The sequence below is a fragment of the Micromonospora sp. NPDC050417 genome, from assembly GCF_044458865.1.
Taxonomy (GTDB): domain Bacteria; phylum Actinomycetota; class Actinomycetes; order Mycobacteriales; family Micromonosporaceae; genus Micromonospora_G.
The window spans coordinates 116,273-139,779 of the sequence record NZ_JBITIH010000021.1 but is presented as its reverse complement, the minus strand read 5'-3'; the positions used below and the strand labels follow the sequence as shown (position 1 = coordinate 139,779).

25 protein-coding genes and 2 tRNA genes are annotated in these 23,507 nt (G+C 66.3%); 13 read left to right on the top strand and 14 right to left on the bottom strand.

Translation table 11 applies throughout. From position 1 onward, the window contains the following. Positions 1 to 602 precede the first annotated feature (602 nt). Complete coding sequence (locus ACIBF5_RS25375) at positions 603 to 827, top strand: hypothetical protein (RefSeq protein WP_396815361.1); 225 nt, start codon at positions 603 to 605, stop codon at positions 825 to 827. Positions 828 to 941: 114 nt separating this feature from the next. Here ACIBF5_RS25375 and ACIBF5_RS25370 read toward each other — a convergent pair whose 3' ends face one another. The 6 genes from ACIBF5_RS25370 to ACIBF5_RS25345 form a co-directional block, all read right to left on the bottom strand. Continuing rightward, positions 942 to 1,739 carry a carbon-nitrogen hydrolase family protein gene (locus tag ACIBF5_RS25370; protein ID WP_396815360.1) on the bottom strand — a complete coding sequence of 266 codons (798 nt, stop codon included), beginning with the start codon at positions 1,737 to 1,739 and terminating at the stop codon, positions 942 to 944. 45 nt (positions 1,740 to 1,784) lie between these two features. Beyond that, entirely contained in the window at positions 1,785 to 3,077 is a 1,293-nt protein-coding gene (gene clpX / locus ACIBF5_RS25365; RefSeq protein WP_121156499.1) for an ATP-dependent Clp protease ATP-binding subunit ClpX, read from the bottom strand. Positions 3,078 to 3,286: 209 nt separating this feature from the next. Then, positions 3,287 to 3,949 carry an ATP-dependent Clp protease proteolytic subunit gene (locus tag ACIBF5_RS25360; protein ID WP_121156500.1) on the bottom strand — a complete coding sequence of 221 codons (663 nt, stop codon included), beginning with the start codon at positions 3,947 to 3,949 and terminating at the stop codon, positions 3,287 to 3,289. A gap of 11 nt (positions 3,950 to 3,960) precedes the next feature. After that, on the bottom strand, positions 3,961 to 4,602 hold the full coding sequence (locus ACIBF5_RS25355) for an ATP-dependent Clp protease proteolytic subunit (protein WP_121156501.1): 642 nt from the start codon (positions 4,600 to 4,602) through the stop codon (positions 3,961 to 3,963). 172 nt (positions 4,603 to 4,774) lie between these two features. After that, positions 4,775 to 6,127, bottom strand: a complete 1,353-nt coding sequence (tig, locus tag ACIBF5_RS25350) for a trigger factor (protein ID WP_396815359.1) — start codon at positions 6,125 to 6,127, stop codon at positions 4,775 to 4,777. A 115-nt stretch (positions 6,128 to 6,242) separates the two neighbouring features. Then, a tRNA-Pro gene (locus tag ACIBF5_RS25345) sits at positions 6,243 to 6,316 on the bottom strand. Positions 6,317 to 6,539: 223 nt separating this feature from the next. On the opposite strand from ACIBF5_RS25345, the gene ACIBF5_RS25340 reads away from it, so the two are divergent. Continuing rightward, a tRNA-Gly gene (locus tag ACIBF5_RS25340) sits at positions 6,540 to 6,610 on the top strand. A 252-nt stretch (positions 6,611 to 6,862) separates the two neighbouring features. Here ACIBF5_RS25340 and ACIBF5_RS25335 read toward each other — a convergent pair. Beyond that, positions 6,863 to 7,105, bottom strand: a complete 243-nt coding sequence (locus tag ACIBF5_RS25335) for a hypothetical protein (RefSeq protein WP_396815358.1) — start codon at positions 7,103 to 7,105, stop codon at positions 6,863 to 6,865. Then, the gene (locus ACIBF5_RS25330; RefSeq protein ID WP_396815357.1) at positions 7,098 to 7,355 is read right to left on the bottom strand and encodes a hypothetical protein; all 258 of its coding nucleotides are present in this window, start codon (positions 7,353 to 7,355) and stop codon (positions 7,098 to 7,100) included. Before ACIBF5_RS25330 ends, ACIBF5_RS25335 begins: the two co-directional genes overlap by 8 nt. Before the next feature lie 380 nt (positions 7,356 to 7,735). Between ACIBF5_RS25330 and ACIBF5_RS25325 the strand changes: the two genes are divergently transcribed. The 4 genes from ACIBF5_RS25325 (at position 7,736) to ACIBF5_RS25310 (ending at position 11,496) form a co-directional block, all read left to right on the top strand. Beyond that, positions 7,736 to 8,953 carry a helix-turn-helix domain-containing protein gene (locus ACIBF5_RS25325; RefSeq protein WP_396815356.1) on the top strand — a complete coding sequence of 406 codons (1,218 nt, stop codon included), beginning with the start codon at positions 7,736 to 7,738 and terminating at the stop codon, positions 8,951 to 8,953. 23 nt (positions 8,954 to 8,976) lie between these two features. Beyond that, the gene (locus tag ACIBF5_RS25320; RefSeq protein ID WP_396815355.1) at positions 8,977 to 9,447 is read left to right on the top strand and encodes an NUDIX domain-containing protein; all 471 of its coding nucleotides are present in this window, start codon (positions 8,977 to 8,979) and stop codon (positions 9,445 to 9,447) included. A gap of 728 nt (positions 9,448 to 10,175) precedes the next feature. Then, the gene (locus ACIBF5_RS25315; RefSeq protein ID WP_396815354.1) at positions 10,176 to 10,577 is read left to right on the top strand and encodes a hypothetical protein; all 402 of its coding nucleotides are present in this window, start codon (positions 10,176 to 10,178) and stop codon (positions 10,575 to 10,577) included. A gap of 382 nt (positions 10,578 to 10,959) precedes the next feature. Beyond that, entirely contained in the window at positions 10,960 to 11,496 is a 537-nt protein-coding gene (locus ACIBF5_RS25310) for a hypothetical protein (RefSeq protein WP_396815353.1), read from the top strand. A gap of 374 nt (positions 11,497 to 11,870) precedes the next feature. On the opposite strand, the gene ACIBF5_RS25305 is transcribed toward ACIBF5_RS25310, so the two are convergent. Both ACIBF5_RS25305 and ACIBF5_RS25300 read right to left on the bottom strand, forming a co-directional pair. Next, the gene (locus ACIBF5_RS25305) at positions 11,871 to 12,371 is read right to left on the bottom strand and encodes a hypothetical protein (protein WP_396815352.1); all 501 of its coding nucleotides are present in this window, start codon (positions 12,369 to 12,371) and stop codon (positions 11,871 to 11,873) included. 53 nt (positions 12,372 to 12,424) lie between these two features. Next, positions 12,425 to 12,727, bottom strand: coding sequence for a helix-turn-helix domain-containing protein (locus ACIBF5_RS25300; protein WP_396815371.1), 303 nt, complete (start codon positions 12,725 to 12,727; stop codon positions 12,425 to 12,427). Here ACIBF5_RS25300 and ACIBF5_RS25295 point away from each other — a divergent pair. Continuing rightward, positions 12,671 to 13,003 carry a hypothetical protein gene (locus tag ACIBF5_RS25295; protein WP_396815372.1) on the top strand — a complete coding sequence of 111 codons (333 nt, stop codon included), beginning with the start codon at positions 12,671 to 12,673 and terminating at the stop codon, positions 13,001 to 13,003. The genes ACIBF5_RS25300 and ACIBF5_RS25295 overlap by 57 nt on opposite strands. Positions 13,004 to 13,073: 70 nt before the next feature. Here ACIBF5_RS25295 and ACIBF5_RS25290 read toward each other — a convergent pair whose 3' ends face one another. The 4 genes from ACIBF5_RS25290 to ACIBF5_RS25275 form a co-directional block, all read right to left on the bottom strand. Further along, on the bottom strand, positions 13,074 to 13,433 hold the full coding sequence (locus ACIBF5_RS25290) for a type II toxin-antitoxin system RelE/ParE family toxin (RefSeq protein ID WP_396815351.1): 360 nt from the start codon (positions 13,431 to 13,433) through the stop codon (positions 13,074 to 13,076). A gap of 563 nt (positions 13,434 to 13,996) precedes the next feature. Beyond that, complete coding sequence (locus ACIBF5_RS25285; protein WP_396815350.1) at positions 13,997 to 14,506, bottom strand: DUF4265 domain-containing protein; 510 nt, start codon at positions 14,504 to 14,506, stop codon at positions 13,997 to 13,999. Between the two features lie 462 nt (positions 14,507 to 14,968). Further along, the gene (locus ACIBF5_RS25280; protein ID WP_396815349.1) at positions 14,969 to 15,403 is read right to left on the bottom strand and encodes an ester cyclase; all 435 of its coding nucleotides are present in this window, start codon (positions 15,401 to 15,403) and stop codon (positions 14,969 to 14,971) included. A gap of 153 nt (positions 15,404 to 15,556) precedes the next feature. Continuing rightward, positions 15,557 to 15,919, bottom strand: coding sequence for a hypothetical protein (locus tag ACIBF5_RS25275; protein ID WP_396815348.1), 363 nt, complete (start codon positions 15,917 to 15,919; stop codon positions 15,557 to 15,559). A gap of 353 nt (positions 15,920 to 16,272) precedes the next feature. Here ACIBF5_RS25275 and ACIBF5_RS25270 point away from each other — a divergent pair, with 353 nt between their 5' ends. The 6 genes from ACIBF5_RS25270 (at position 16,273) to ACIBF5_RS25245 (ending at position 23,477) form a co-directional block, all read left to right on the top strand. Continuing rightward, on the top strand, positions 16,273 to 16,779 hold the full coding sequence (locus ACIBF5_RS25270) for an SRPBCC family protein (RefSeq protein ID WP_396815347.1): 507 nt from the start codon (positions 16,273 to 16,275) through the stop codon (positions 16,777 to 16,779). Continuing rightward, on the top strand, positions 16,776 to 17,117 hold the full coding sequence (locus ACIBF5_RS25265; protein WP_396815346.1) for a YciI family protein: 342 nt from the start codon (positions 16,776 to 16,778) through the stop codon (positions 17,115 to 17,117). The genes ACIBF5_RS25270 and ACIBF5_RS25265 overlap by 4 nt, the downstream gene beginning before the upstream one ends. Positions 17,118 to 17,150: 33 nt before the next feature. Continuing rightward, positions 17,151 to 18,383 (top strand): RNA polymerase sigma factor, encoded by a 1,233-nt coding sequence (locus tag ACIBF5_RS25260; RefSeq protein WP_396815345.1) that lies wholly within the window; start codon positions 17,151 to 17,153, stop codon positions 18,381 to 18,383. Positions 18,384 to 18,451: 68 nt separating this feature from the next. Beyond that, positions 18,452 to 22,501, top strand: coding sequence for a discoidin domain-containing protein (locus ACIBF5_RS25255; RefSeq protein ID WP_396815344.1), 4,050 nt, complete (start codon positions 18,452 to 18,454; stop codon positions 22,499 to 22,501). A 79-nt stretch (positions 22,502 to 22,580) separates the two neighbouring features. Continuing rightward, complete coding sequence (locus ACIBF5_RS25250) at positions 22,581 to 23,039, top strand: helix-turn-helix domain-containing protein (protein WP_396815343.1); 459 nt, start codon at positions 22,581 to 22,583, stop codon at positions 23,037 to 23,039. A gap of 9 nt (positions 23,040 to 23,048) precedes the next feature. Beyond that, positions 23,049 to 23,477 (top strand): VOC family protein, encoded by a 429-nt coding sequence (locus ACIBF5_RS25245; protein WP_396815342.1) that lies wholly within the window; start codon positions 23,049 to 23,051, stop codon positions 23,475 to 23,477. Positions 23,478 to 23,507: the final 30 nt, after the last annotated feature.

Below are 23,507 nucleotides of genomic sequence, written 5' to 3'. Positions count from 1 at the left end.
TGTGGAAAAAATGTCCCGACAACAAAAAGTTGCCAAAGGAATCCAAACCAACCAACCAATCCCCAAAGAGAAAGGCAAGCCGGCCCGGGAAAAAATCATAATTGGCACTGGCTTATCAAGCACCCTGTTGAGTTCTCAAAGAACAACCACACACCGAATAACCGTCCTCGCTTTGAGAACCGCCCTCGGGGCAACTCGTCCAACTTACCGGCTCGGCCTGGCGTTGTCAAGTCCGTATCTTGGACTTTCTTCGATTCGACCGAATTTCCCCGCGCTCGCGCCCACCGTCTCCGGTGGTCACTTCAGTTCGAGGGAGGCTCACAGACCGGCCGATTATCGCTCAGCGACACATCCGCCCGGCTCCTGCTGGCCCGGAGTACTTTACTCGGTTGGCTTCGCGATCTCAACCCAATCTCGCCGGCGAGTCGCACCACCCGATCCAGCCTCGCTCGGCGGTCACCCGCCACGAGCCTGGCGCTTGCGGTTCCGGCCGTTTTGTCCGGTGTTCCGCTTGCAGAGAGAAAGTTACGCGAAGGACTCTCCGAAGCGCAAATCAACGTCCGTCACCATGTTGGCCCGACAGGCATGCCAGAGTGGCACCCATGGTTGCCGTACCGGAGGAACACCACCTCGCCGCGGACGCGGTCGTCGGTCTGCTGCTGCCGATCTGGCAGCTGGTGATCGGCGGCCTGGTGGTGGTCGCACTTGTCGTGTCGGTACGCCGGCTGGCGCGACGAGGACCCACGCGGATGACCACCGGACTACTCGTCACAGCCGCAGCCATCCTCGGGCTCGCCCTGATCGGAGTGTTCCTTGAGGGACATTGAGGCGGGGGACTCCGTCTCGACGCCGACTCAGTCATGTGAACTACTCGCCACCGGCGCCTCGTCGGAACGGCCGCCGACCAGACTCCCTCGGTGCTCCCCCACGAACCGGCGCGGTCAGAGCCGGCGGTTGGCGAGGCTGGGCAACTCCGTCCGGATGGTCTGCAGCCGGTCCAGGTCGAGATCGACGCAGACGAGCCCGACCGTGTCCGGGGCCTGGGCCAGTACGGTCCCCCAGGGGTCGATCACCATGCTCCGCCCGAAGCAGGTCCGCCCCGGTTCGTGATCGCCGATCTGGGCCGCCGCCGCGACGAAGCACTGGTTCTCGATCGCCCTCGCCCGCAACAGCACCTCCCAGTGATCGCGGCCGGTGTGCAACATGAACGCGGCGGGCACCACCAACAGCTGGGCACCCCCTGCCACGGCAAGTTGGCGGTACAGCTCCGGAAAGCGGAGGTCGTAACAGATGGAGAGACCGACGCGTACTCCGTCGACGGTGAGCGTCACCGGTTCCGGACCGGGCGCCACAGTCTTCGACTCGAGGTAGGAGACCCGCCCGGGGATCTCCACGTCGTACAGGTGGATCTTCCGGTACGTAGCGGCGAGTTCGCCGGCACGGTCGAAGACCAGCGAGGTGTTGTACGTGTGTTGCGGGTCGGGACCGACCTCGTGGAACGAGCCGGCGTGCACCCACATGCCGAGCCGTCGCGCCGCAGCGGCGAAGAAGTCGGCGAACTCGCCGTCGACCGGTTCGGGCTTCGGTTGCCCTGAGCCGGGACCGAGATAGTCGACGTACTCCGGCAGGATCGCCAGATCGGCACCAGCCGCGGCTGCACGGTCGAGCAGAGCACCGGCCGCGGCGAGATTGGCTTGCCGGTCATCGCGGGCGTTGAGCTGGCAGACGGCGACACGCATGCGATGAGCGTACGGGCCGCCGCCCGCCTCAAGCCAGAGTCGCGCTCAGGCCGACTTCTCCTCGCGGTCACGCCGCCGCCGGCCGGTGAACTCACGCGGCACGATGGTCGGGTTGACGTTCTCCAGGACCACCTCGCGGGTGATCAGGACACGGGCGGCGTCGGGGTTGCTCGGAACCTCGTACATCACCGAGAGGAGGACCTCTTCCAGGATGGCTCGCAGACCCCGGGCACCGGTCCCCCGCAGCATCGCCTGGTCGGCGATCGCGGCCAGGGCATCGGGCTCGAACTCCAACTCGACACCATCGAGCTCGAAGAGTCGTTGGTATTGCCGGACCAGTGCGTTACGTGGCTCGGTGAGGATTCGTACCAGCGCCTCGCGGTCCAGGCTCCGCACATTGGTGATCACTGGGAGGCGGCCGATGAACTCGGGAATCAGCCCGAACTTCAGCATGTCCTCCGGCATCACCTTGCCGAAGATGTCATCCGTCGAACGCTCGGAGACGGCCCGTAGGTGGGCACCGAAGCCGGTCCCGCCCTGCCCGGTCCGGGACTCGATGATCTGGTCGAGCCCCGCGAAGGCACCACCGCAGATGAACAGCACGTTGGTGGTGTCGATCTGGATGAACTCCTGGTGCGGGTGCTTGCGACCGCCCTGCGGCGGCACGTTCGCGACCGTACCCTCAAGGATCTTGAGCAGTGCCTGCTGCACACCCTCACCGGAGACGTCCCGGGTGATCGAGGGGTTCTCCGACTTCCGCGCGATCTTGTCGACCTCGTCGATGTAGATGATGCCGGTCTCGGCGCGCTTGATGTCGTAGTCGGCCGCCTGGATCAGCTTCAGCAGGATGTTCTCGACATCCTCGCCGACGTAGCCCGCCTCGGTCAGCGCGGTGGCGTCCGCGATCGCGAACGGCACGTTGAGCATCCGGGCCAGGGTCTGGGCCAGGTGCGTCTTGCCGCAGCCGGTGGGACCGATGAGCAGGATGTTCGACTTGGCCAGCTCGACCGCGTCATTGCCCGAACCCGGCGCGCCCGCGGCTTCCGCCTGGATGCGCTTGTAGTGGTTGTAGACCGCGACCGAGAGGGCCTTCTTCGCCTGGTCCTGGCCGACCACGTAGTTGTCGAGGAACTGGCAGATCTCCATCGGCTTGGGAAGCTCTTCCCACTTCACCTCGCCGGACTCGGCCAACTCCTCTTCGATGATCTCGTTGCAGAGGTCGATGCACTCGTCGCAGATGTAGACCCCTGGGCCCGCAATGAGCTTCTTGACCTGCTTCTGTGACTTGCCACAGAAGGAGCACTTCAGTAGGTCGCCGCCGTCGCCGATCCGTGCCACCTACGTTCTCCCTGCGCTCATCGGCCGGATCAACCCGGCCCTGGCCTGAGGACGGTACGCCTCGTCGGTCTAGATCGCCCGCCGGACTGACCGGCGAAGCGGTGCAGACCCGACGTTACTCGCTGTCGGAGCTTTCTCCGACCCCCAAAACCGGGTGTGTCAGAGGTCGGCCGGTGAATCCGACCCGGCCGACCTCTGCAGCACCATGGTCAGCTGGCGGCGTTCGCCGCGAGCAGGCCCTTCTTACGGCTGGTCAGGATGGTGTCGACCAGGCCGTACTCGCGGGACTCCTCCGCGGTCATGATCTTGTCGCGGTCGATGTCCTTGCGGACCTTGTCGACCGGCTGGTTCGAGTGCCGCGAGAGCATCTCCTCCAGCTGGGTACGCATCCGCAGGATCTCCCGGGCCTGGATCTCGATGTCCGAGCCCTGCCCGTAGCCGCCCTCGGTAGCCGGCTGGTGGATGATGATGCGGGAGTGCGGCAGCGCCATCCGCTTGCCCGGGGTGCCTGCGGCGAGCAGCACCGCAGCGGCACTGGCGGCCTGGCCGAGGCAGACCGTCTGGATGTCCGGACGGACGTACTGCATGGTGTCGTAGATCGCCGTCATGGCGGTGAACGAGCCACCGGGCGAGTTGATGTACATGATGATGTCGCGATCCGGGTCGGTGCCCTCCAGCGTCAGCAGCTGGGCCATCACGTCGTTCGCCGACGCGTCGTCCACCTGGACACCAAGGAAGATGATCCGGTCCTCGAACAGCTTGTTGTACGGGTTCGACTCCTTCACCCCGTACGACGTGCGCTCGACGAACGACGGCAGAACGTACCGGTTGTGCACTGGTGCGAACTGCGGCGGCAGCGTCAGGTCAGTCATCGTCAAGCTCCTCAGCTCAGGGTCCCGGCGCCTTCCGGAACCTGCGTGGCTCCGGTGATCACCTTGTCGATGAAGCCGTAGTCCTTGGCCTCCGCCGCGGTGAACCAACGGTCCCGGTCGGAGTCGGCCTCGATGGACGCCTGGTCCTGGCCGGTGTGGAACGCGACCCGCTCCTGGAACATCCGCTTCGTGTACAGCATCTGCTCGGCCTGGATCGCGATGTCCGACGCCGTGCCGCCCATCCCACCGGATGGCTGGTGCATCATGATCCGCGCGTGTGGGAGCGCGTAACGCTTGCCCTTGGTGCCGGCGCAGAGAAGCAGCTGGCCCATGCTGGCGGCCATGCCCATCGCGACGGTGGACACGTCGTTGTCGATGAACTGCATCGTGTCGTAGATCGCCATACCGGAGTAGACCGAGCCACCCGGCGAGTTGATCCAGAGGTTGATGTCGCGGTCGGGGTCCTCCGCGGCGAGCAGCAGCAGCTGCGCGCAGATGCGGTTAGCGACCTGATCCGTCACCTCGCTGCCCAGGAAGATGATGCGTTCCTTGAGCAGCCGGTTGTAGACCGAGTCGTCGAGGTTGCCAATTGAGTCCCCACCGCGGGCTTCAACAGCCCGCAGGGGCATCGCTGGGATGTTCATTTCGGTCATGGCAGCCCTTCGCTCTCCGTACCGTCTTACGCCCGACACTAACCGGTGCGGGGGGCCGGAGCTTCCTCCTCCGGGCACTGTTCGCTCTCAGCGCAGCTACCCGAGGGCACCCCGGGAAGGGTTCCGGCCGCCGCGCGGAATACCCGCGTGGCGGCCGGAAAACGCCCGTCGATCAGTGCTCGTGCGCGTGGTTGTGTTCCTCGTCGGCTGCGGCGCGCAGCGCGTCCAGGCTGACCTCGTTACCCGCCGTGTCAGTGATCTTGATGCGGTCCATCACCGAGGCGAGCGCCTTGCCCCGCCGTACGTCGCCGAAGACCGCGCCGGCCGTGCCGGACCGGACCAGCTGGTCGTAGTACTGCTGCGGAGCCATGCCGGCACGCTGCGCCCGGTGCACGATCTCGTGTCCGAATTCGTCGTCCGAGACCTGCACGTCCTCGGCGTCGGCCAGGGTGTCGAGCAGCAGTTGCACCCGGACCCCCTCGGTAGCCGCCTCGGTCAGCTCGGTGTCGATCTGCTCCTCGGTCTTCTCCTCGGCGGCGAGGTACTCCTCCAGGGAGGCCCCGATCCGCTGGAGCTGGTCGACCATGGCCTGCTTACGGTTCTCCACCTCGTCGCGGACGACGCCCTCGGGCGCCGGCACGTCGGCGGTGGCGACAAGCTGCTGCAGCGCCTTGTCCCGGGCCGCGTAGATCTGCTCGACCTGCTTGTTCTGGGTGATCCGGTTACGCAGGTCGTCGCGGAGCTGCTCCAGCGTGTCGAACTCGCTGGCGAGCTGGGCGAAGTCGTCGTCCAGCGGGGGCAGTTCCTTCTCCTTGACGGTCCGCACCGTCACCGCCACGTCCGCGTCCTGCCCGGCGAAGTCGCCGCCGACCAGCTGGGTCACGAAGGTGGTCGAGTCGCCGGCGGAGAGGCCGACCAGGACCTCGTCCAGGCCCGGAAGAAGCTGCTTGCTGCCAACCTCGTGGGAGATGTTGGTCGCCGAGCCACCCGGGACCTCCTCACCGTTGACGGTCGCCGCCAGGTCGATCTGGGTGTAGTCGCCCTCCTGGGCGGCCCGCTCGACCGTCTTCAGCGTGGCGAAGCGCTCCCGCAGGCCCTTGACCTGCTCGTCGACCTCACTGTCGTCGATCTTCAGCTCGTCGACGGTCACCTCGACGGTGGAGAAGTCGGGCAGCGTGATCTCCGGCCGGACGTCGACCTCGGCGGTGAACTTCAGCGCGTCGCCGTCGTTGAACTCGGTGATCTCGACATCCGGACGGCCGAGCGTCTTCACATCGTGCTCACGGACAGCGGCCAGGATGTTCTCCGGGATCGCCTCCTGCACGGCCTCGTTCAGCACGGTGCCCCGACCGACCCGCTGGTCGATCACGTTCGCCGGCACCTTGCCCTTGCGGAAACCGGGCACGGTGACCTGCTGGGCGATCTCCCGGTACGCCTTCCTGAGGCTCGGCTCGAGCTCGACGAACGGCACCTCGATCGCGAGCCGCACGCGCGTCGGGCTCAAAGTCTCGACGGTGCTCTTCACAGGCGTACTCCTTGACGGATCTCGGTCTTTGTCATGGGCGTGATTCAGCCCATCGAGTGTAGGCGAGCGGTCTGGGAGGCCCTGCGGCGCCCGACACAGCGGTGGTGGATCACAGTCGGGGTGGCGGGATTTGAACCCACGGCCCCTCGCTCCCAAAGCGAGTGCGCTACCAAGCTGCGCCACACCCCGTGGCGACCAGCAGTGTATGCCGTCGCCGCCCCGTCCCGCCGCCTGGTATCCGTACGCCACGCCCGACCCCTGTCCGCGCATCCCTCGCGACCCGCCGTGACCTGGCCTTTTACAAGATCAGCGTACGCCGAAACGCCCGCTTCCCCCGACTGGGCGGATACCCCCGTGCGGCCTCGAAGCCGACCCAGTACGCTAGGAGCGCGCCACGGGTCACCGGGTGCACGCGGGCGTAGCTCAATGGTAGAGCCTCAGTCTTCCAAACTGATTACGCGAGTTCGATTCTCGTCGCCCGCTCCGCAGCAATCGGCCCAGGTCAGCGACATGATCGCCACACCTGGGCCGCTCTGTTTTCAGCTCTCTTTGATCTTGCGTGCCATTCGCGTGCCATTAGCGTCGTCCGTGCCGTCCCGAGCCTTCTTCCGTGCCTTCCTGTCAGTGCCGTTGCCATCAGGCTTCGCGGGCTTGGCCTGCTTGGCGATCCGACGGTCCATCGCGTCGGCGATCTCCCCCGGAGCTGGTCCCGCACCATGGCAGTCAGGTACGTACTCATGACCCAGGCCGCTCGGCGGGTAGCAGGCTGGCGCGGACGAGGATCTGTGTCTGGTCGCCGGAACGGCCGTCGTGCATCATTTTCACCCCTTCCAGCCACACCCACTCACCCCGCTCCGGCCGGTTCAACGCCATGCGCACCCCGGTCACCCACAACGCCACCGGCCCGTCCGTCGGGCGGAACCGGTCCGCCGCCTTGATCCGCAGCACCTCGCCGAGCTGCACCCGGATGTCAAACAAGACGCCTCCTCCTCACCGGTTGCTTGGTCGCGCCGACCGGGATCAGTTGAAGCCCCGCCGGCTGGACGAACAGCTCACGCTTCTCCACCGCCTCGCCCTTGGCGTTCAGGACGTAACCGGTGATCCAGGCCCACCCGTCATAGGTCGCCTTCTCACTCACCGAGATCACCCGAAAGATCAACGGCGGGGCGCCGATGAACTGCACCGATGCCCGCGCGTCGATCCGGAGCAGGTCACCAGCCTCAGGCACCCACACACGAACCCCCCGCACGTTGGTTGGAGGGGCATCGAGGCGGGCGGGCATTCAGACGGCCACGGTGGGGAAGACCAACGGCCGAGGACCAGCACCCACCCCGATGCCCAGATCAGGAAGCCGCCGACCGACCCGGCCCACCGCAGTCCACACACGAACGCCGGGACAACACCCGGCTACGCCCACTCGACTGCGCGAGAACACGCAGGCTGGCTCGACGGGTGGCGTACTTCCATCCGACCCCACAGCAGGAGTGACAAGCGGTCGACACGTTGAGCGGCATCATGAAGACAGGCTGTGGCCAAAAGTGACCTTCAACCCGGAAAATCATTCCGGGGTCTACACCGACCAGGGGAGGCGTCACCGACGTGCGCGGGATGAGCGGCTCACTCACCATCGGCGAACGCGTGGCCTGGTACCGCCGCCGACGCGGCCTGTCTCAGGAAGTCGTCGCCGGACTGGTCGGCCGTACCGCCGACTGGCTCGGCAAGGTCGAGAACAACCGCATCGAACTGGACCGGCTGTCCGTCATCAAATCCCTCGCTGACGTCCTGGACGTCGCACTCGGCGACCTGCTCGCCGAACCCTCACTGCTCGACTGGACCGCCGACAGCGGCACCCAGACCGTGCCCGCGCTACGGGCCGCCCTCATGAGCTACCAGACCATCACACCATTCGGTCCCACCGTCGGTGACCAAGGGCCACCCACCACCGCCGCGCTACGCAATGAAGTCGGCGGCCTCTGGACCGCCTACCAAGACTCCCGATTCGGGTACGTCACCAGCCGACTCCCCCAACTCCTGCAACGCGCCCAGGCCGCCGCCGACAAGCTCGACGGCGAGGACCAGGACCACGCCCGCCGACTCCTCGGCCTGACCTACCAACTCGCCGCCACCCAGCTCACCAAACTCGGCGAAACCGACCTCGCCTGGATCGCCGCCGACCGCGGACTCACCGCCGTACGACCCACCGGCGACCCCGTCGTCACCGGCTCCCTCTTCCGGTCCGTCGGACACGCCCTGCACTCCACCGGCCGCTTCACCGAAGCCATCCGCCTCACCCAGGACGCCGCCGCCTACCTCGAACCCCACCTCGCGAAACCCACGCCTGCCCTGCTGTCGGTCTACGGCACCCTGCTCCTCGCCGGATCTATGGCCGCCGCCAGATCCAACGACGCCGCAACCACCCGCGCCTTCCTCACCACCGCCGACGAAACCGCCACCCGACTCGGCACCGACGCCAACCACCTCTGGACCGCGTTCGGACCCACCAACGTCGCCATCCACCGCGTCGCCACCGCTGCCGAACTCGGCGACTTCCAAGTCGCCGTCGACCTCGGCCCCCGCATCAACACCACCGGCCTACCGATGGAACGCCGCGTACGCCATGCCCTCGAAGTCGCCCGCGCCTACAACTCCTGGAACCGCCCCGACGACGCCCAAGCCGCCCTACTCGACGCCGAACAGATGGCACCCGAACAGGTCCGCCACCACTTCCTCAGCCGACAACTCGCCCTCACCTGGGTACGCCGCCAGCGCGGCAAGCCAACCGCTGAACTGGTCGGACTCGCCCGACGCCTCAACGTGCTCGACTGAACGACCCGATCTACGCTGCCCTGGTGACGGCTAACGAGATGCCACCCATGGCCACCCCACGCGTCGCCGCAGGCGCCCTCTTCTTCGACACCGAAGGCCGCGTGCTCCTCGTCAAGCCGCACTACAAGAACCACTGGGACATCCCCGGCGGCTACGTCGAACCCGGAGAATCACCCCGCGCCGCCTGCATCCGCGAGGTAGCCGAAGAACTGGGCTTATCTGTCGACGTCGGGCCACACCTCGTGGTCGACTGGGCACCCGCCGACAACGAAGGCGACAAAATCCTCTTCATCTTCGACGGCGGCACGCTCAGCGAAGACGACCAACGCCGCATCGTGTTTCGCGACGGCGAACTCGCCGAATGGCGCTTCGTCGCGGCCGACGACCTAGACGCCTATGGCCCCGCTCGGCTCACACGTCGAATGCGGACCGCCGCCACAGCCCGGAGACGAGGACGCGCAGCATATGCGGAGCACGGTTCCGAACCTGTGTAGGGCGCTAGATCTACACGGTCTGCCCTTGGGAAGTGGCCGTCGCACCTGTGCAGCAGGGCAAGCCCAAAGCTGCGCAGTACGCCCAGCGCCCGGCGGCTGGTGCGGAAGGCGGAAGGCTACGGCGCCGCAGGAGGCGACAGCGGTAGAAGTGGCGAGACGTTGCTGCCGGGGAAGTGCGGGGTCGCGGTTACCCCGACTCCGGCGGGGGACCCCCGGCCCGGGCGCGCCAGTGAGGCCAGCGCCGCCGGCCTCCGCCGGTTCCGTCGGTGTTGAGGTGGGGAGCGATCCCATCCACCGTCGACCCTGGCCGAGCCGAGCAGACCACCGCCCCAGGCGCCAGCGTCCGGGCGTCAAGGCCCGCTTGTCATGGCGCCTCGCGCACCGACCCGCTCCGCCGGAGTGCGGGTCGACGAGCGGACGGGACGGCGCGCGGCTCTTATTCTGCGCCGGCTCACATAGACTGCCCCCTCATGGCCCGCCATAACCTCCGCCCTTCCGCGCTCCGCTACGACCTCGGTCCTCTCCGGCTTTGGAGAGACGACCTTGCTGAAATTGTCGCCCTAGTCCGGGATGTCTACGAGATAGATAGAATGCGCACGGACTGCTATGGCCTGGATGCAGTAGATGACCTGGTGGGGGTCGCAGAGGAACGGGTTAGGGAGTTCGATATTTCGGCCGGGTCTGGGCGATTTCGCCTGACTCTCACGCGCAGTTCAACCCTGTTGCTAGTGGAAGACCCGGATCTTCCGGCGCGCGGCTTGATCGCCGAACTGCAAAGGATAGCTAAGAGGCGTAAGCGAGGAGTCATAGCGCTACGTTCCGGTAGGCAAAAAGCGGCCTACCTTGTGACAACCTTGCTGCTTGCCGTTTCGGGTTTCGTGGCACTCTCCAGCGACCTTACCGCCAACGATTCGCCCGACATCCCAGGAATCGTAACGGGTGCCGCAATAGGCGTCGCACTCTTCCCTGTGGTGTTTCCCCGTTTCGGAGCCATCATGTACAGCCGAAGCCGTGCCGAGCTACCAACCTGGCTGAGCAGGAACAAGGACGGGCTCGGGGCGAATGTGATTGTTAGTGCAATCTTCCTGATCCTGGGCGTACTGATCGGCTACCTGCTGCCCGATAGCTGAGGAAATGGACTGCCCAAGCTAAAAGTCCTGAGCTTGCCCTGGTAGATCCCTGGTTGCGTCTGTGCGTTATGTCCGGTCGCCAAATGCGCACAGCCCTTCAGATCAACCGCGTGGTTGTGGCCGGGCTAACTGTTCATGGACCACCGAATTCAGTCAGGTTGCCGACCTGTGGGGTCGGGGTCGCTCGGTCCGGGGCAGGCCGTCTCCGGGCCGTTAAAGGTGGCCCAGCGGTGAGTAAGGACGGCCGACAACGACGAACGTCTAGGCCAGAGGCTCATTGGGCCGTTGTTGTCGGATAGGCCCGCTACTGGCACTAGTCCAACGCCAGGTAGTCGCCGCAGCCAGGGACGTGAAGACTGTCGCAGAGGGATAGCATCAGTCCATGTGGACTCTGGTCATCGCAATCTACGCCGCAGTGGTATCAACCGGCTCCCTCGTCACTGCATACATGGCGTACAGATCGTCGGGACCGCAAGTTTCTGGACGAGCCTACTTCGGCGGAGGTCCAGGAAGCGCTTGGCCGTACCTCAGCGTGAATATCGCAAATGCGGGGCGGGCGCCGATAACGATTGACAGCGCTTGGCTCATTCGCCGTAAGAAACGTAAGGGTTGGACTTCGGGGTGGAACCTTCGCTCGGACGATCATCCGTTGCCAGTTCGGATCGAGGGGCATGAGAGCGTGAGTTGGTCATTCCCGAGCAACGAAATGCTTCTCACGAACAGCAAGCTGGCGGCGTCGTCGTGGCCTCACTGGAACGAATTGGATGGCCTTGAAATTGCCCTTCTTCTCGGAAGTGGACGCACCATTTTCATCCCTATTATGAACGGCGTGGGTGACGTCCGTGTCGAGAATGCCGGCTTGATCGCATTGGAGGACATCGCGTTGTACCCGAGCGGCGAGAGCGGGAGCGTCGACTAGCGACGTGGTCAGTCGCTTATGTCGTGCCTGTCCAGTCGCCGAGGCCTGTTGAGGTGCTGGAGTCGAGCAGTACAGCACCGAGTTACAGTAGCCGTAGCACCTGGACGGGTCCGAACGAGCGTCGACGAAGCTGGCTCACTGCTGGTCCGGGCGACTCAGCCATGTTGCCAACTCTGAGGGTTAAGCGGCCATGCAGGCCCCATCTGCGTAGGCCGTAGAAGGTGGACCAATGGCGACTGACGACGACCAACAACGACAAAGTTTGCACGCAGGTCAGTGGATTTGAGGTTAGTCGGCTAGGCGGGAGGAGTCAGCGACCGCACCAGTAGCCACAGGCGACGCACGGTTAGGATGCCCTACTAGCTTCAATCTTCTCACCTAGAGGATCTCTTGCGAGGAGTTTGAGACCCGGACCGTTTCGGACGCACGGGTTCCGCGGGTGCCGTCGAAACATCAGGATACGGGAGCCGGAAGGGCGCGAGAGTAAGTGGAGGAAAGCCCATTCGGGCGGTCATGCTCTGCACGAACTCTCGGGCATAGGGGTACAAGGATAACGTACCGGTAGTCCTCGCATAAGATTCAAGCTCGCTAGGCTGCGGCGCGACACGGTCCCCGGCTTCCACGCGATAGAGCGAACCCAGCTTGAAGGAGAGCCTTGCCAGATCACTTGTCTCGCTATTATCGGGATTGGCGGTATCTAGCAGCTCTTGGATAACGACCTCGTATTCGATTTCGAGAATAAAGAAGTCGTCGCCATCCTCGTAGCTAACCGATGGCGTCATTTCAAGCTGCCAAGTCATGGCATTTGACTCGTCAGGGAACCGGCCGAAATCGAGGCTCGTCTTGAAAAGCCGGACGTCAGCAATTTCCGCCATCGCGGCAACCCTGGCGGCCTCTCGCTGGGCTACTGCCAGGTCAGGTTCTACGGTCACCGTGCGCCCACAAGGCGAGTGCTGGAAGCCGCAAGGTGCGCGACTGGCGCAGCAGGAGCGCTGCTACGCCAGTTATGAGCATTAGAGCTACTAGAAGTCGAGCGACGCACATCCCTCACGGTAGTCGCATCACGGGATCTCGCGTAAAATCGCGCATCACACCAGGGCGAGTCGTGAGGCATATCGATGCCGACAATCAGACGCGCAGTAACAGCTCTCGCGTACCGCTGAAGAGTAGACAAGTGCGGATCAACGCAACCGTTTTCAAGATCAGACACGGCCGATTGCGTCGTTTGCATGCGCTCCGCGACGTTTTTTTGGCTGATTTTGAGGTCTTTACGGATTTTTACGAGCTGCCGCAGGGCGCGCTGCCTCTCCGCGGCATCCTCATATGCAGCAGCGAATCCCGGGCTTCGGGACGCCGCTTCGGCCAGAACCTCGCCGAGCTCGTCGTAGTCATCGTCCAAGTCCAGGACTTCCGTGCTCGGCTTCACGGTCGCGTTCGACATGAAGATCCCCCTGCTTCAGGAGCGGGCGACTGCGTGCTCATGGTCATACGGTTCGTAACGGCTTGATTGGTTATCGGTTACGACCGATAGTACAGTCTAGAGGTTGGGCATGCTACATGAATCTCTGTCTCATCTTCTATCCGACACCCCGCGCCCGCCAGGACTTCATTCGACCCAAAGCAAGATCGATGTCCGTTTTGCGAGCTTTTTGCTGGTTCTTGTATACGCATAATGTCACGATCACGTACTTCGGACCGTCAGCAAAGAAGTAGGCCCTGTAGGGGTTGTTCCTCACTTGGATGCGGAACTCCATGAGGCCACCCCGGACCGGACTTACCTCGCCTCGGCGCTCCAGTCCATGCTCATATCGGGTGAAAAGTTCACCCAGGGCAGCTCGTCCCTCTTCTTCTAGATCAAGAAACTCCTCGCGCGCGACTGCCTTCCCGGTCTCCGACTTGTAAAACCGCACGCGCCGCTTGCGGGGAGCGTCGTACATCCGGCTCGACTCCCTTCTGGCTCTGTTGCCCGGGGGTAGGTGGAGGGAGCAGCAGTTCGTCTTGCCGTGTTAACGCGTGGGTTCGGATGGTATTCGAGTACGTCACGCCATGTTAGTGCTACCCCTCCCGTGAAGGATCCGCGAGACATCCAGCACCGCCACCGACTGAACGGCCATCACCGGATTACATGCTCTGCTGCAAGCGTCATAACGGACTATTCTTGCCAATGCGTCGGCTAGTGCCCCGAAACGCCTCTCGATGCTTCTGTGGTTGCAGCGGGCGCACCAACGCTACGCGGACCGCGTTATCGAGCAATTGATGACCATCCCGGGACTTGGACGGTGGTAGAACCAACTTCGCTCTGAGGGCAACGTTGGGCAATCGCCGCGGTAGTCGAAATAACGTATGTTCGGCTGCCTTTGCCCGCCCAGTCGCCATGTCTAGCCCTAATGCTGCCGAAATGCTCTCTCTAGGATCAAGGGCCGCGCAAGCGCGGCCGTGCGCTCGCGTCGCCCTGCGGGCGGCCTGCGGCCGTCCTCGGCACGCGGCGCCCATTGCCTAGTCATGCGGAGCGCCAGGCGTCCCCGATGCATGACTCTTCATGCCACCACCAGCCCTCTTGATCACCTTGGGCCAGGAGGCGTTTGACGGCGGCGAGGTCGGCTTCGGGCGGCACGCTCAGCGCGACCAACGGCAGGTCGGAGTTGTGGCCCTCCGCCGTCACGCCTAACCCTGCGAACTTCTCCCATACGCCGCGCGCACTGGGTCCGATCGGTCCGTCCCTGAACGGCAGCACCCGGATGGTGCAGTTCCCTGACCACCGCACCCGCTCGACCGCCCAGTGGCGACCGTCAGCGGCCGTCCGAACGCGGACCACGTCTCGATCGGCTGACCCCTGTACGAAGAAGGGGATGTTGTGTATCTCGGCCAGGTCGTCATCCAGTCGCACGGCCCAAACGCCTTCCTCCTCCACGGGAGGCCACCCGTCCTCACCTTGTACAAAGCGGAACCACACCTTGATCCGGGAGTCGGGGTTCAAATCATCGTCAGGTGGGCTCGCCTGCGTCGTCATGGTCACAGGCTCTCGCAGATCGCTGCCGTGACGATCGCGAGGGTGGCCCGCCACCATCGGGCACCAGGCGATCGACTGCCGCGCCGCTACGCGGCTTGCCACCGAAGGAGTGGCTCAGGCAGCGGAGCGACCAGCGCAACGGCAGGCCGCCCCGGCCCGAAGGCCGGGGCGGAAGCCCTACGACGCAGCCCGCCGCGCTGTGCCAGCTACGTGCCATAAGCCGGTGCCGTAGACGGTTACCAGAGGGCAGGTGCGGGCACCACGGCACCGCAGCCCACCAGGCACTTCGGGTAGATCAGGCCAGCGGATCACGATCTTCCAAACTGATTACGCGAGTTCGATTCTCGTCGCCCGCTCCACAGCAATCGGCCCAGGTCAGCGACATGATCGCCGCACCTGGGCCGTTCTGTTTTCAGCCCTTAGCCCGACCTTGCGAGCCGGTCACGGGCCACCAACACGGGACTATGCCAACCCGATCTGCTTCATGAACGTGGTGAGGTCGTAGAAGAGGTTCTCTTCGGCGATTTTCCCGTCGACCCACCGCGCCACGGTGCAGAAGTCGACGTCGAACGGCTTGCCGGTGGGCGGGATCTCGTTACCGTCCGGGCCGGTCATGGGGCCGGTCATGGTTCCGGTGAAGCGTGCGACCGAGCACGTCCAGTCACCCGAGGCGAACAGGACCTTGTACGGCCGGTTGGCGAGCCGCTGGTCGGGGAACGCCCTGAAGAAGTCCCGCGCCTCGGCCTCATGGTGGTGCTGACCGCGCGTCTCCGGTTTGCCGGGCCACCGCACCACGACGTCCTCGTGGTGCCGATTGTTGAACGTGTCGATGTCCTGGGCGTTCCACGCGTCGTCGAGGGTCTGCATCAGTTCCACGTTCTGCTGCTCGGTGCCCACCGCCGTGGCCTCCTGCTCGTACGCCCAGGTCCGGGCTTGAGCTTAGGGCGGCACTGTGGCCACTCGGGCGGGTTTGTCACTCCTCGTCCCATCCGCACTCCAGTTGGTCCACACGAGGTCGCGTGGGGGGTGCGACAGTGCGGTGGGGGACTCCTACCGTCCGATCATTCCCGGCGGACGTCGGCCGTAACGTGCCCACACGTCTCGGAGGTACTCAGCCGCGTCCATGCGGGCGCGGGCGCGGCCGATCAGCGTGAAGAGCACCGCCGCGACGAGTTGTATCCCGTAGCCGACCCACTGACGGGCTCCCCGGTCCGGCAGCGCGATGTGGGTGTGGTCCTGTCGGTCGACCACGACGGAGACGGTCTCGTTCACCTGGTGGCGTCCGATGCCGGCGGCCCATTGCTCGTCCCACCGACCGTCGACGGTGAACAGGAGAAGATACTGCGAGCCGTTGCGGTCGTCGGGGGCGGTGGCGCTGACGGTGGCCACGACCGTGGTGCCATGCCGGGACACCCGGTAGTCCCCGACCGCCGATACGACGAACCAGATCAGAAACCCGGCGCCTCCGCCCAACAGGACGAGGGCCGACGCCCATTTCCCGACCCGGGGCGAGCCGCCTCCTTCGCCGCTCGGCGATATCGAGTGGCCAGTCGTACAGCTTCCGCCAGCCCCAGTCGTAGAGCCGCTGCCAGCCCGTCACAGGGCCCCCATCCCCATGATCGAACTCTAGCTCGATCATGCATCTGCGCAGGTGGGGGCGATGGCGTGAGAGTTCGAGGAGCAACCGCACAAAAATCTTGACGCGACCTGTAGTGGAGCGCTGGTTCCGATCGTCATCCTTCCGAACGACGGAGAGGAGAACGACCATGGACATGGTCACTGGCGCGCACGTGGCCATCGCCCTGACCGTCCCGGTGCCACGCGTACGGATGTGGAACCTGGTCACGGCGGTGGACCGGGTCGCCGAGTGGGCACCCGAGGCTGTCGACGGCGGAGGCTGGTGCGACGACGTCCGGTCCCCGACTCCGGGTGCCCGGTTCGTCGGACGCAACCGGTTCACCAATGGATGGGAAAGTACGGTGACCTGCGTGGTCGTCGAATCGGAACAGCCGAGCGTCTTCGCCTGGACGGTGCTGGACGACGCCGGCCTGGTCGGCTCGACGTGGCGCTACGAACTGCACGAGGGTCCCGAGCCGGGGAGCACCGTGGTCCGTCATTCGTTCACCCACGGTCCCGGCGCCAGCGGCGCCCGGGTGGACGCCGATGCCGACCCGTTGGCGCTCAACGGCCGCCTGGTCACCCTGTGTCGAAACATGGCCACCACGATCACCGCGATGGCCGCCGCCGATTCCCGGACAGGAGCAACGCGATGAAATATCTGATGCTGGTCTGCACCGACCCCGACTACACGCCCGGCCAGGACGACGGCGCCCCGGACGTGGAGGACTGGGTCACGGAGATGGACGGCAAGGGGATTCGGCTGATGGGCAACCGCACCCGGCCGGCGAGCGACGCGACCACGGTCCGGGTCCGCAACCGTCAGGTGCTGCTGACCGACGGCCCGTACGCGGAGACCAAGGACCAGATCGCAGGCTTCGACATCATCGAGTGCGCCGACCTCGATGAGGCCATCGAGGTCGCGTCCCGGCACCCGATGGCATGGGCGGGGATGATCGAGCTGCGTCCGTTCTGGCCGGACGACAAGGATTAGTTCCGGCTCGACGACGAGGACCAGCAACACGAGATGACCCGCGTGACAGCTCAGGTGACCGATCGGATCGCCGGGATCTACGCCGACGGGTGGAGCCGGATCGTGGCCACCATGATCCGGTTCACCGGCGGCGACTGGGACCTGGCCGAAGAGTGTGCGCAGGACGCGTTCGCGCGGGCACTCCAGAAGTGGCCGGTGTCAGGCGTACCGGACCAGCCGCTGGCGTGGCTGACCACGACGGCGCGGCACCGCGCGATCGACCGGATACGTCGCGCCTCGACGGAGGCGGCGAAGCTGCGGGAGGTGGCCGCGATGGACCTGGCGCCGCCGCCCTACCGGAGCGACAGCGATATCCCGGACGAACGCCTGGAACTCATGTTCACCTGCTGCCATCCGTCACTGGGTCTCGATGCCCAGGTGGCGTTGACGTTGCGGAGCCTCGCCGGCATGAGCACCGCAGAGATCGCACGCGCGTTCCTGGTGCCGGAACGCACCATGGGTCAGCGTCTCTTTCGCGCCAAACAGAAGGTCGCGCACGCGGGCATCCCGTTTCGGGTGCCCCCGCCGCACCTGCTGCCGGACCGTCTTCCGGCCGTACTCCATGTGCTCTATCTGGTGTTCAACGAAGGGTACGGGGACGTGCGGCGGGCCCTGTTGTGCCAGGAGGCCGTTCGTCTGGCCCGGGTGCTGACCGCGTTGATGCCCGACGAGCCGGAGACGCACGGCCTGCTCGCCCTGATGTTGCTGCACGATGCGCGGCGTCCGGCGCGCGTCGACGCGGCCGGGGAGCTGGTCACCCTGGACGAACAGGACCGCGCACTGTGGGACCAGGCGCAGATCGCCGAGGGCGCCCTGATCTGTGAACGGGCCCTGCGCCAGCGCCGGGCCGGGCCGTTCCAGCTCCAGGCGGCCATCGCGGCGTGCCACGCCACCGCGCTGGTCGCGGCCCACACGGACTGGCCACAGATCGTGGGGCTGTACACGCAGCTCGCGCGGATCGCGCCGAGTGTGATCGTGGATCTGAACCGTGCCGTCGCGATCGGCATGGCCGATGGTCCCGAAGCGGCGCTGCCGCTGGTCGACGCGATCGTCGAGACGGGACAACTCGACGGCTACTACCTGTTGCACGCAACCCGCGCTGACCTGCTGCGGCGGGTCGGGCGTTTGTCGGAGGCGGCCGAGAGCTACCGCAGGGCGCTCGACCTCGCACCCACCGATGCCGAGCGTCGATTTCTACGCCACCGACTGGAGCTCCAGGCAAACTGACGATCATGCCTTGACATACATGATCCACTTCGGCAGATTGACACCATTGTCAGCTCTTAGGGGTAATGATGTCTGATCTGCCATCCGTCTCACGGCGTACATTTCTGTCCGCAGGTGCCACGCTGCTCGCCTCCTCGGGCGTGATCGCGGTCCTGCCGGGCGCCGCCTCCGCCGCGCCCGCGACCCGCCCACCCGGAAACACCCCAGCCGTCCCCACCGACCTGGCGCGCTATCGGCCGGTCGCGGTCTCCTCCACCGACTACGCGCCGACGCCGGGCAGCTTCGCCGTCGACGGGCTTCCCAAGGTCGGCGTCGGCGGCAGCGGCTGGCGGGCCGCCCCGGGTGACCCACAGTGGATCACCGTCGACCTGCAGGCCCCGTGCCACATCGAGGCGGTCACGCTGGTCTTCGAGGCGACGCTCGCCGACGGTCCCTTCGACGGTAACTACACCAACACCGACGGCACCGAGATCCGGTCGAGCGCGGCGGTGGCGTACCGGCTCGAGGTCTCATCCGACGGCAGGACCTGGCGCCCGGTCTACCAGACCACCGACGGCCAGGGTGGCGTCCAGGCGATCAAGCTTCCCGCGCCGGTCACCGCGCGCTGGATCCGGATGACCTCCACGAAGCGCTCGAACAGCAACCCGGTCGGCCTCAACGGCTTCCAGGTGTACGGCAAACCCACCACCCACCAGCCGCCCGCGAAGGGCTGGACCGACTGGGCGGGCGGAAACACCCGGCCCGCGCCCGCGCTCACCGTCGCCGCCGACGGCACGGTGGCGCTGGAGTCCGGCTGGGCGCTCACCATGGACGACTTCGCCGGCACCGACGACGGCGCCGCGCTCTCCACCGGCCAGCTCGACGTCCGGTCCTGGCTGCCCGCGACCGTACCCGGCACGGTGCTGGGCACACTGGTCGAGCAGGGGCACCTGCCGGACCCCGTCTCCGGTTTCAACAACATGCTGATCCCCGAGGCGCTGTCGCGCCACTCCTGGTGGTACCGGCGGGCACTGCGGCTGCCCCGGGACCTGGACACCTCCGCCGGACGGCGGATCTGGCTCGAGTTCGACGGGATCAACCACGAGGCCGAGACCTGGGTCAACGGGGTACGGGTCGGCAGCGTCGCGCACCCGTTCGCGCGGGCGGCGTACGACATCACCGATGCCCTGGCGAGGCACTCCGAGCACGTCATCGCGGTCCGCGTGACGCCGATGCCGCACCCGGGCACCCCCGGCGACAAGGGCGCCGACGGCAACACGTTCCTCCAGTCGGCCCACCACTACCTCGACGCGCCGACGTACCTCGCGGTGTCGGGGTGGGACTGGATGCCGGCGGTACGGGACCGGGTCACCGGGATCTGGGACCACGTACGGCTGCGCAGCACCGGCTCGGTGCTCGTCGGTGACCCGCACGTGGCCACCACGCTGCCGGACCTGCCCGACACCGGCACCGCCGAGGTCACCATCGCCGTACCGGTGCGCAACGTCGCCGCCACCGCGACCACGGTGACCGTCCGCGCGGCCTTCGACAAGGTCGCCGTCGAGACGACCGTGACCGTGGCCGCCGGGGCGAGCACCACGGTGACCTTCGCGCCGGACCGGTTCCGGGCGCTGCGGCTGCGCAACCCCAAACTCTGGTGGCCCAACGGTTACGGCGACCCGGCCCTGCACGACCTGCGGGTCACCGCGACCGTACGCGGCAAGGTCAGTGACCGGCGCGAGCTGCGCTTCGGCATCCGGGAGTTCGGCTACGACTGGCACCAGCCGGTCGTGGTGTCTCCGCCCGGCCAGCCGCCGCTGGTGTTCGACGGCAACGTCGCCACGCAGACGGTCACCTTCGACCGGCAGCACGCCCAGTACGTCCGGATCCAGGCCGGCCAGCGCGCCACCGGCTGGGGTGTCTCGATGTGGTCGCTCTCGGTTCTCGACGGCGAGGCCGGCTCCGACCTGGCCCTACGCAAGGCGGCCCGGGCTTCCTCGGTGGAGAACGACACGAACGTGGCGGCGAACGCCGTCGACGGCGACACCGCCACCCGCTGGTGTTCGAAGTATGAGGACGACCAGTGGATCCAGGTCGACCTCGGCGCCGCCGCGGACTTCGATCGGGTCACGATCGCGTGGGAGCAGGCGTACGCGCTCGACTACCGCATCCAGGTGTCGAACGACGACGAGAACTGGACCGACGTGACGTCGGTCAGCAACGACACGCCGCTGGGCAACCGGGCCACCCAGGTCGAGACGTTCCCCTCGCAGACCGCGCGTCACCTGCGCATCCAGGCCGGGGCACGGGTCACCTCGTGGGGCATCTCGATGTGGTCGCTCTCGGTCGGGCGTCAGGCCGAACCCGGCCTCGACCTCGCGTTGCACCAGACCACCGCCGCCTCCTCGCAGGACGGCGACTCGAACGGGCCGGACCGGGCCGTCGACGGCAACCCGCGTACCCGCTGGTCGTCGAAGTACGAGGACAACCAGTGGATCCAGGTCGACTTCCCGGAGCCGGTCGCGTTCGACCAGGTCACCATCGAGTGGGAGCAGGCGTACGCCCGTAGCTTCGTCATCCAGGTCTCGGACGACGGTGAGCGCTGGACCGACGTGAAGTCGGTCAGCAACGCCATCGTCCAGCTCAAGATCAGCGTGAACGGCGTACCGGTCTTCTGCCGGGGTGGCAACTGGGGCTGGGACGAACTGCTTCGCCGGGTGCTGCCCGACCGGCTGGCCGACACGGTCGAGATGCACCGCGACATGAACTTCACGATGATCCGCAACTGGCTCGGCAGCAGTAACCGGGACGAGCTTTACCAGGCCTGTGACGAGCAGGGCATCCTGGTCTGGAACGACTTCTGGCAGGCTGGTCAGTTCCTGCCGAACCCGCCCGGGTACGTCGACATCGCCGCCGACACGATCCGGCGGTTCCGTCACCACCCGAGCATCGTGGTCTGGTGCGGCGCCAACGAGGGCGACCCGCCGCCGATCGTCGACGCCGGGCTGAAGGCGGCGGTCGCCGCCGAGCACCCGGAGATCCTCTACATCCCGAACTCGGCTGGTGGCCTGGTCAGCGGGCACGGCCCGTACCGGTGGATCGAACCGTCGACGTACAACGACAGGAACACGTACGACACCGGCGCGTTCGGTTTCCACACCGAGATCGGCATGCCGGTGGTGTCGGTGGTGGAGAGCATGCGCAACCTCGTCGGCGACGAGCCGGGGTGGCCGATCAGCGAGGTCTGGAACTACCACGACTGGTCGACGATCGGGAACCAGCACACCGACACGTACCTGGAGGCGATCAACGCGCGGCTCGGCGAGTCCGGTTCTCTGGAGGAGTTCGCCAGCCGGGCGCAGTTCGTCAACTACGAGAGCCACCGCGCCATGTTCGAGGCGTGGAACGCGAACCTGTGGCAGGACGCCACCGGTCTGCTGCTCTGGATGTCGCACCCGGCGTGGCACAGCACGGTGTGGCAGACGTACGACTACGACCTGGACGTCAACGGCGCCTACTACGGTTCCCGCAAGGGTTGTGAGCCGCTGCACGTCCAGGCGGACCCGGGTACGTGGCAGGTTCGGGTGGTCAACCACACCACCGCCGCGCTCACCGGCGCCACCGTCACCGCGAAGCTCTACGACCTGGCCGGTCGGCAACTGGGCAAGACCCAGAGCAAGCGGGTCGAGGTGGCCAGGTCGGCGGCGTCGGCGGTCTTCGCGCTCACCGAGCCGGCCGGGGGCCCACTGCACCTGGTCCGGCTCGAACTGCACGACAGCCGGGGTCGGGTGCTGTCGGAGAACACCTACTGGCGCTACCGCGAGGCGGAGCAGATGCGGGTGCTCACCGACCTGCCACGGACCCGTCTGTCGGTCTCGACCAGCGGGGTCCGCTCCACCGGGGACCGGGCGTCGGCCACCACGACGGTCAGCAACCGGGGCGGCACCGTCGCCGCGCTGATCCGGCTGGCGGTGCGCGACTCGCGCGGCGACCGGGTCCTGCCGGCGCGGTACGACGAGAACTACTTCTGGCTGCTCCCCGGTGAGACGCGCAAGGTCGAGGTCTCGTGGCCGGCGCGGCTGGGCGGTTCGCGCGGCTTCCGGGTGACGGCTGAGGCCTACAACTCGGTCGAGAGTTAGTCACACGGGCTCCGGGCCGGCACCGACGTGGTCGACGCGTCGGTGCCGGCCCGGGGCGGTCGCGCCATAGACTGCCCCGGTGAGCGACGCGCCCCGCCGGGCTCCGGGTGACCTGCTGGTGCACCTGCGGCGGGCCCGTGACCACGCCGACCGCCACTACGCGGAGCCGCTGGATCTGGACACGCTGGCCGCGGTGGCGGGGATCAGCAAATACCACTTCCAGCGGATGTTCACCGCCACGTACGGCCTCTCCCCCGCCGCGCACCTCTGTCGTCGGCGGGTGGAACGGGCGCAGGATCTGCTCCGCTCGACCAACCTGACCGTCACCGAGGTGTGCCACGCGGTCGGCTTCTCCAGCCTCGGCTCGTTCAGCAGCCGGTTCCGTGAACTTGTCGGGGAGACGCCGAGCGAGTTCCAGCGACGGTGGGCGGCGAGTGGGGCGCCCCGGATCCCGGGGTGTTTCGTGCTCATGTGGGGGTTGGCCGAGCGGAAAGAGTGCGCAACTCAGGAGAAGCCGCCGGGTCCGGAGCGCTCATAGCCTGGTCACATGATTACCAACATCTCGATCACCAGTGTCTTCGTGAAGGATGTGGACGCGTCCAAGGCGTTCTACATCGATGTCCTCGGCTTCGAGGAGCACACCGACGTCACGCTCGGCGACGGTTACCGCTGGTGCACGGTGAAGCACCCGAACCAGCCGGAACTTGAGGTTCACCTGACCATTCCCGGCCCGCCGTACTCGCCGGGGATGGTCACCGAGATGAACCGGGCGCTCGACGACGGTGGCATGTTCGCCCTCGGTCTGCGGGTGGACGACTGCCAGAAGACCTACGACGAACTCCGGGCCAAGGGGGTGGCGTTCATCCAGACCCCGGAGGAGCGCCCGTACGGGGTGGAGGCGGTCGCCCGCGACAACTCGGGCAACTGGATGGTGCTGGTCGAGCCGCGTGCCTTCAACCCCGCGGACTTCGCCTGATCCAGACCACTGGGCGTGGCGCGGTCCCGA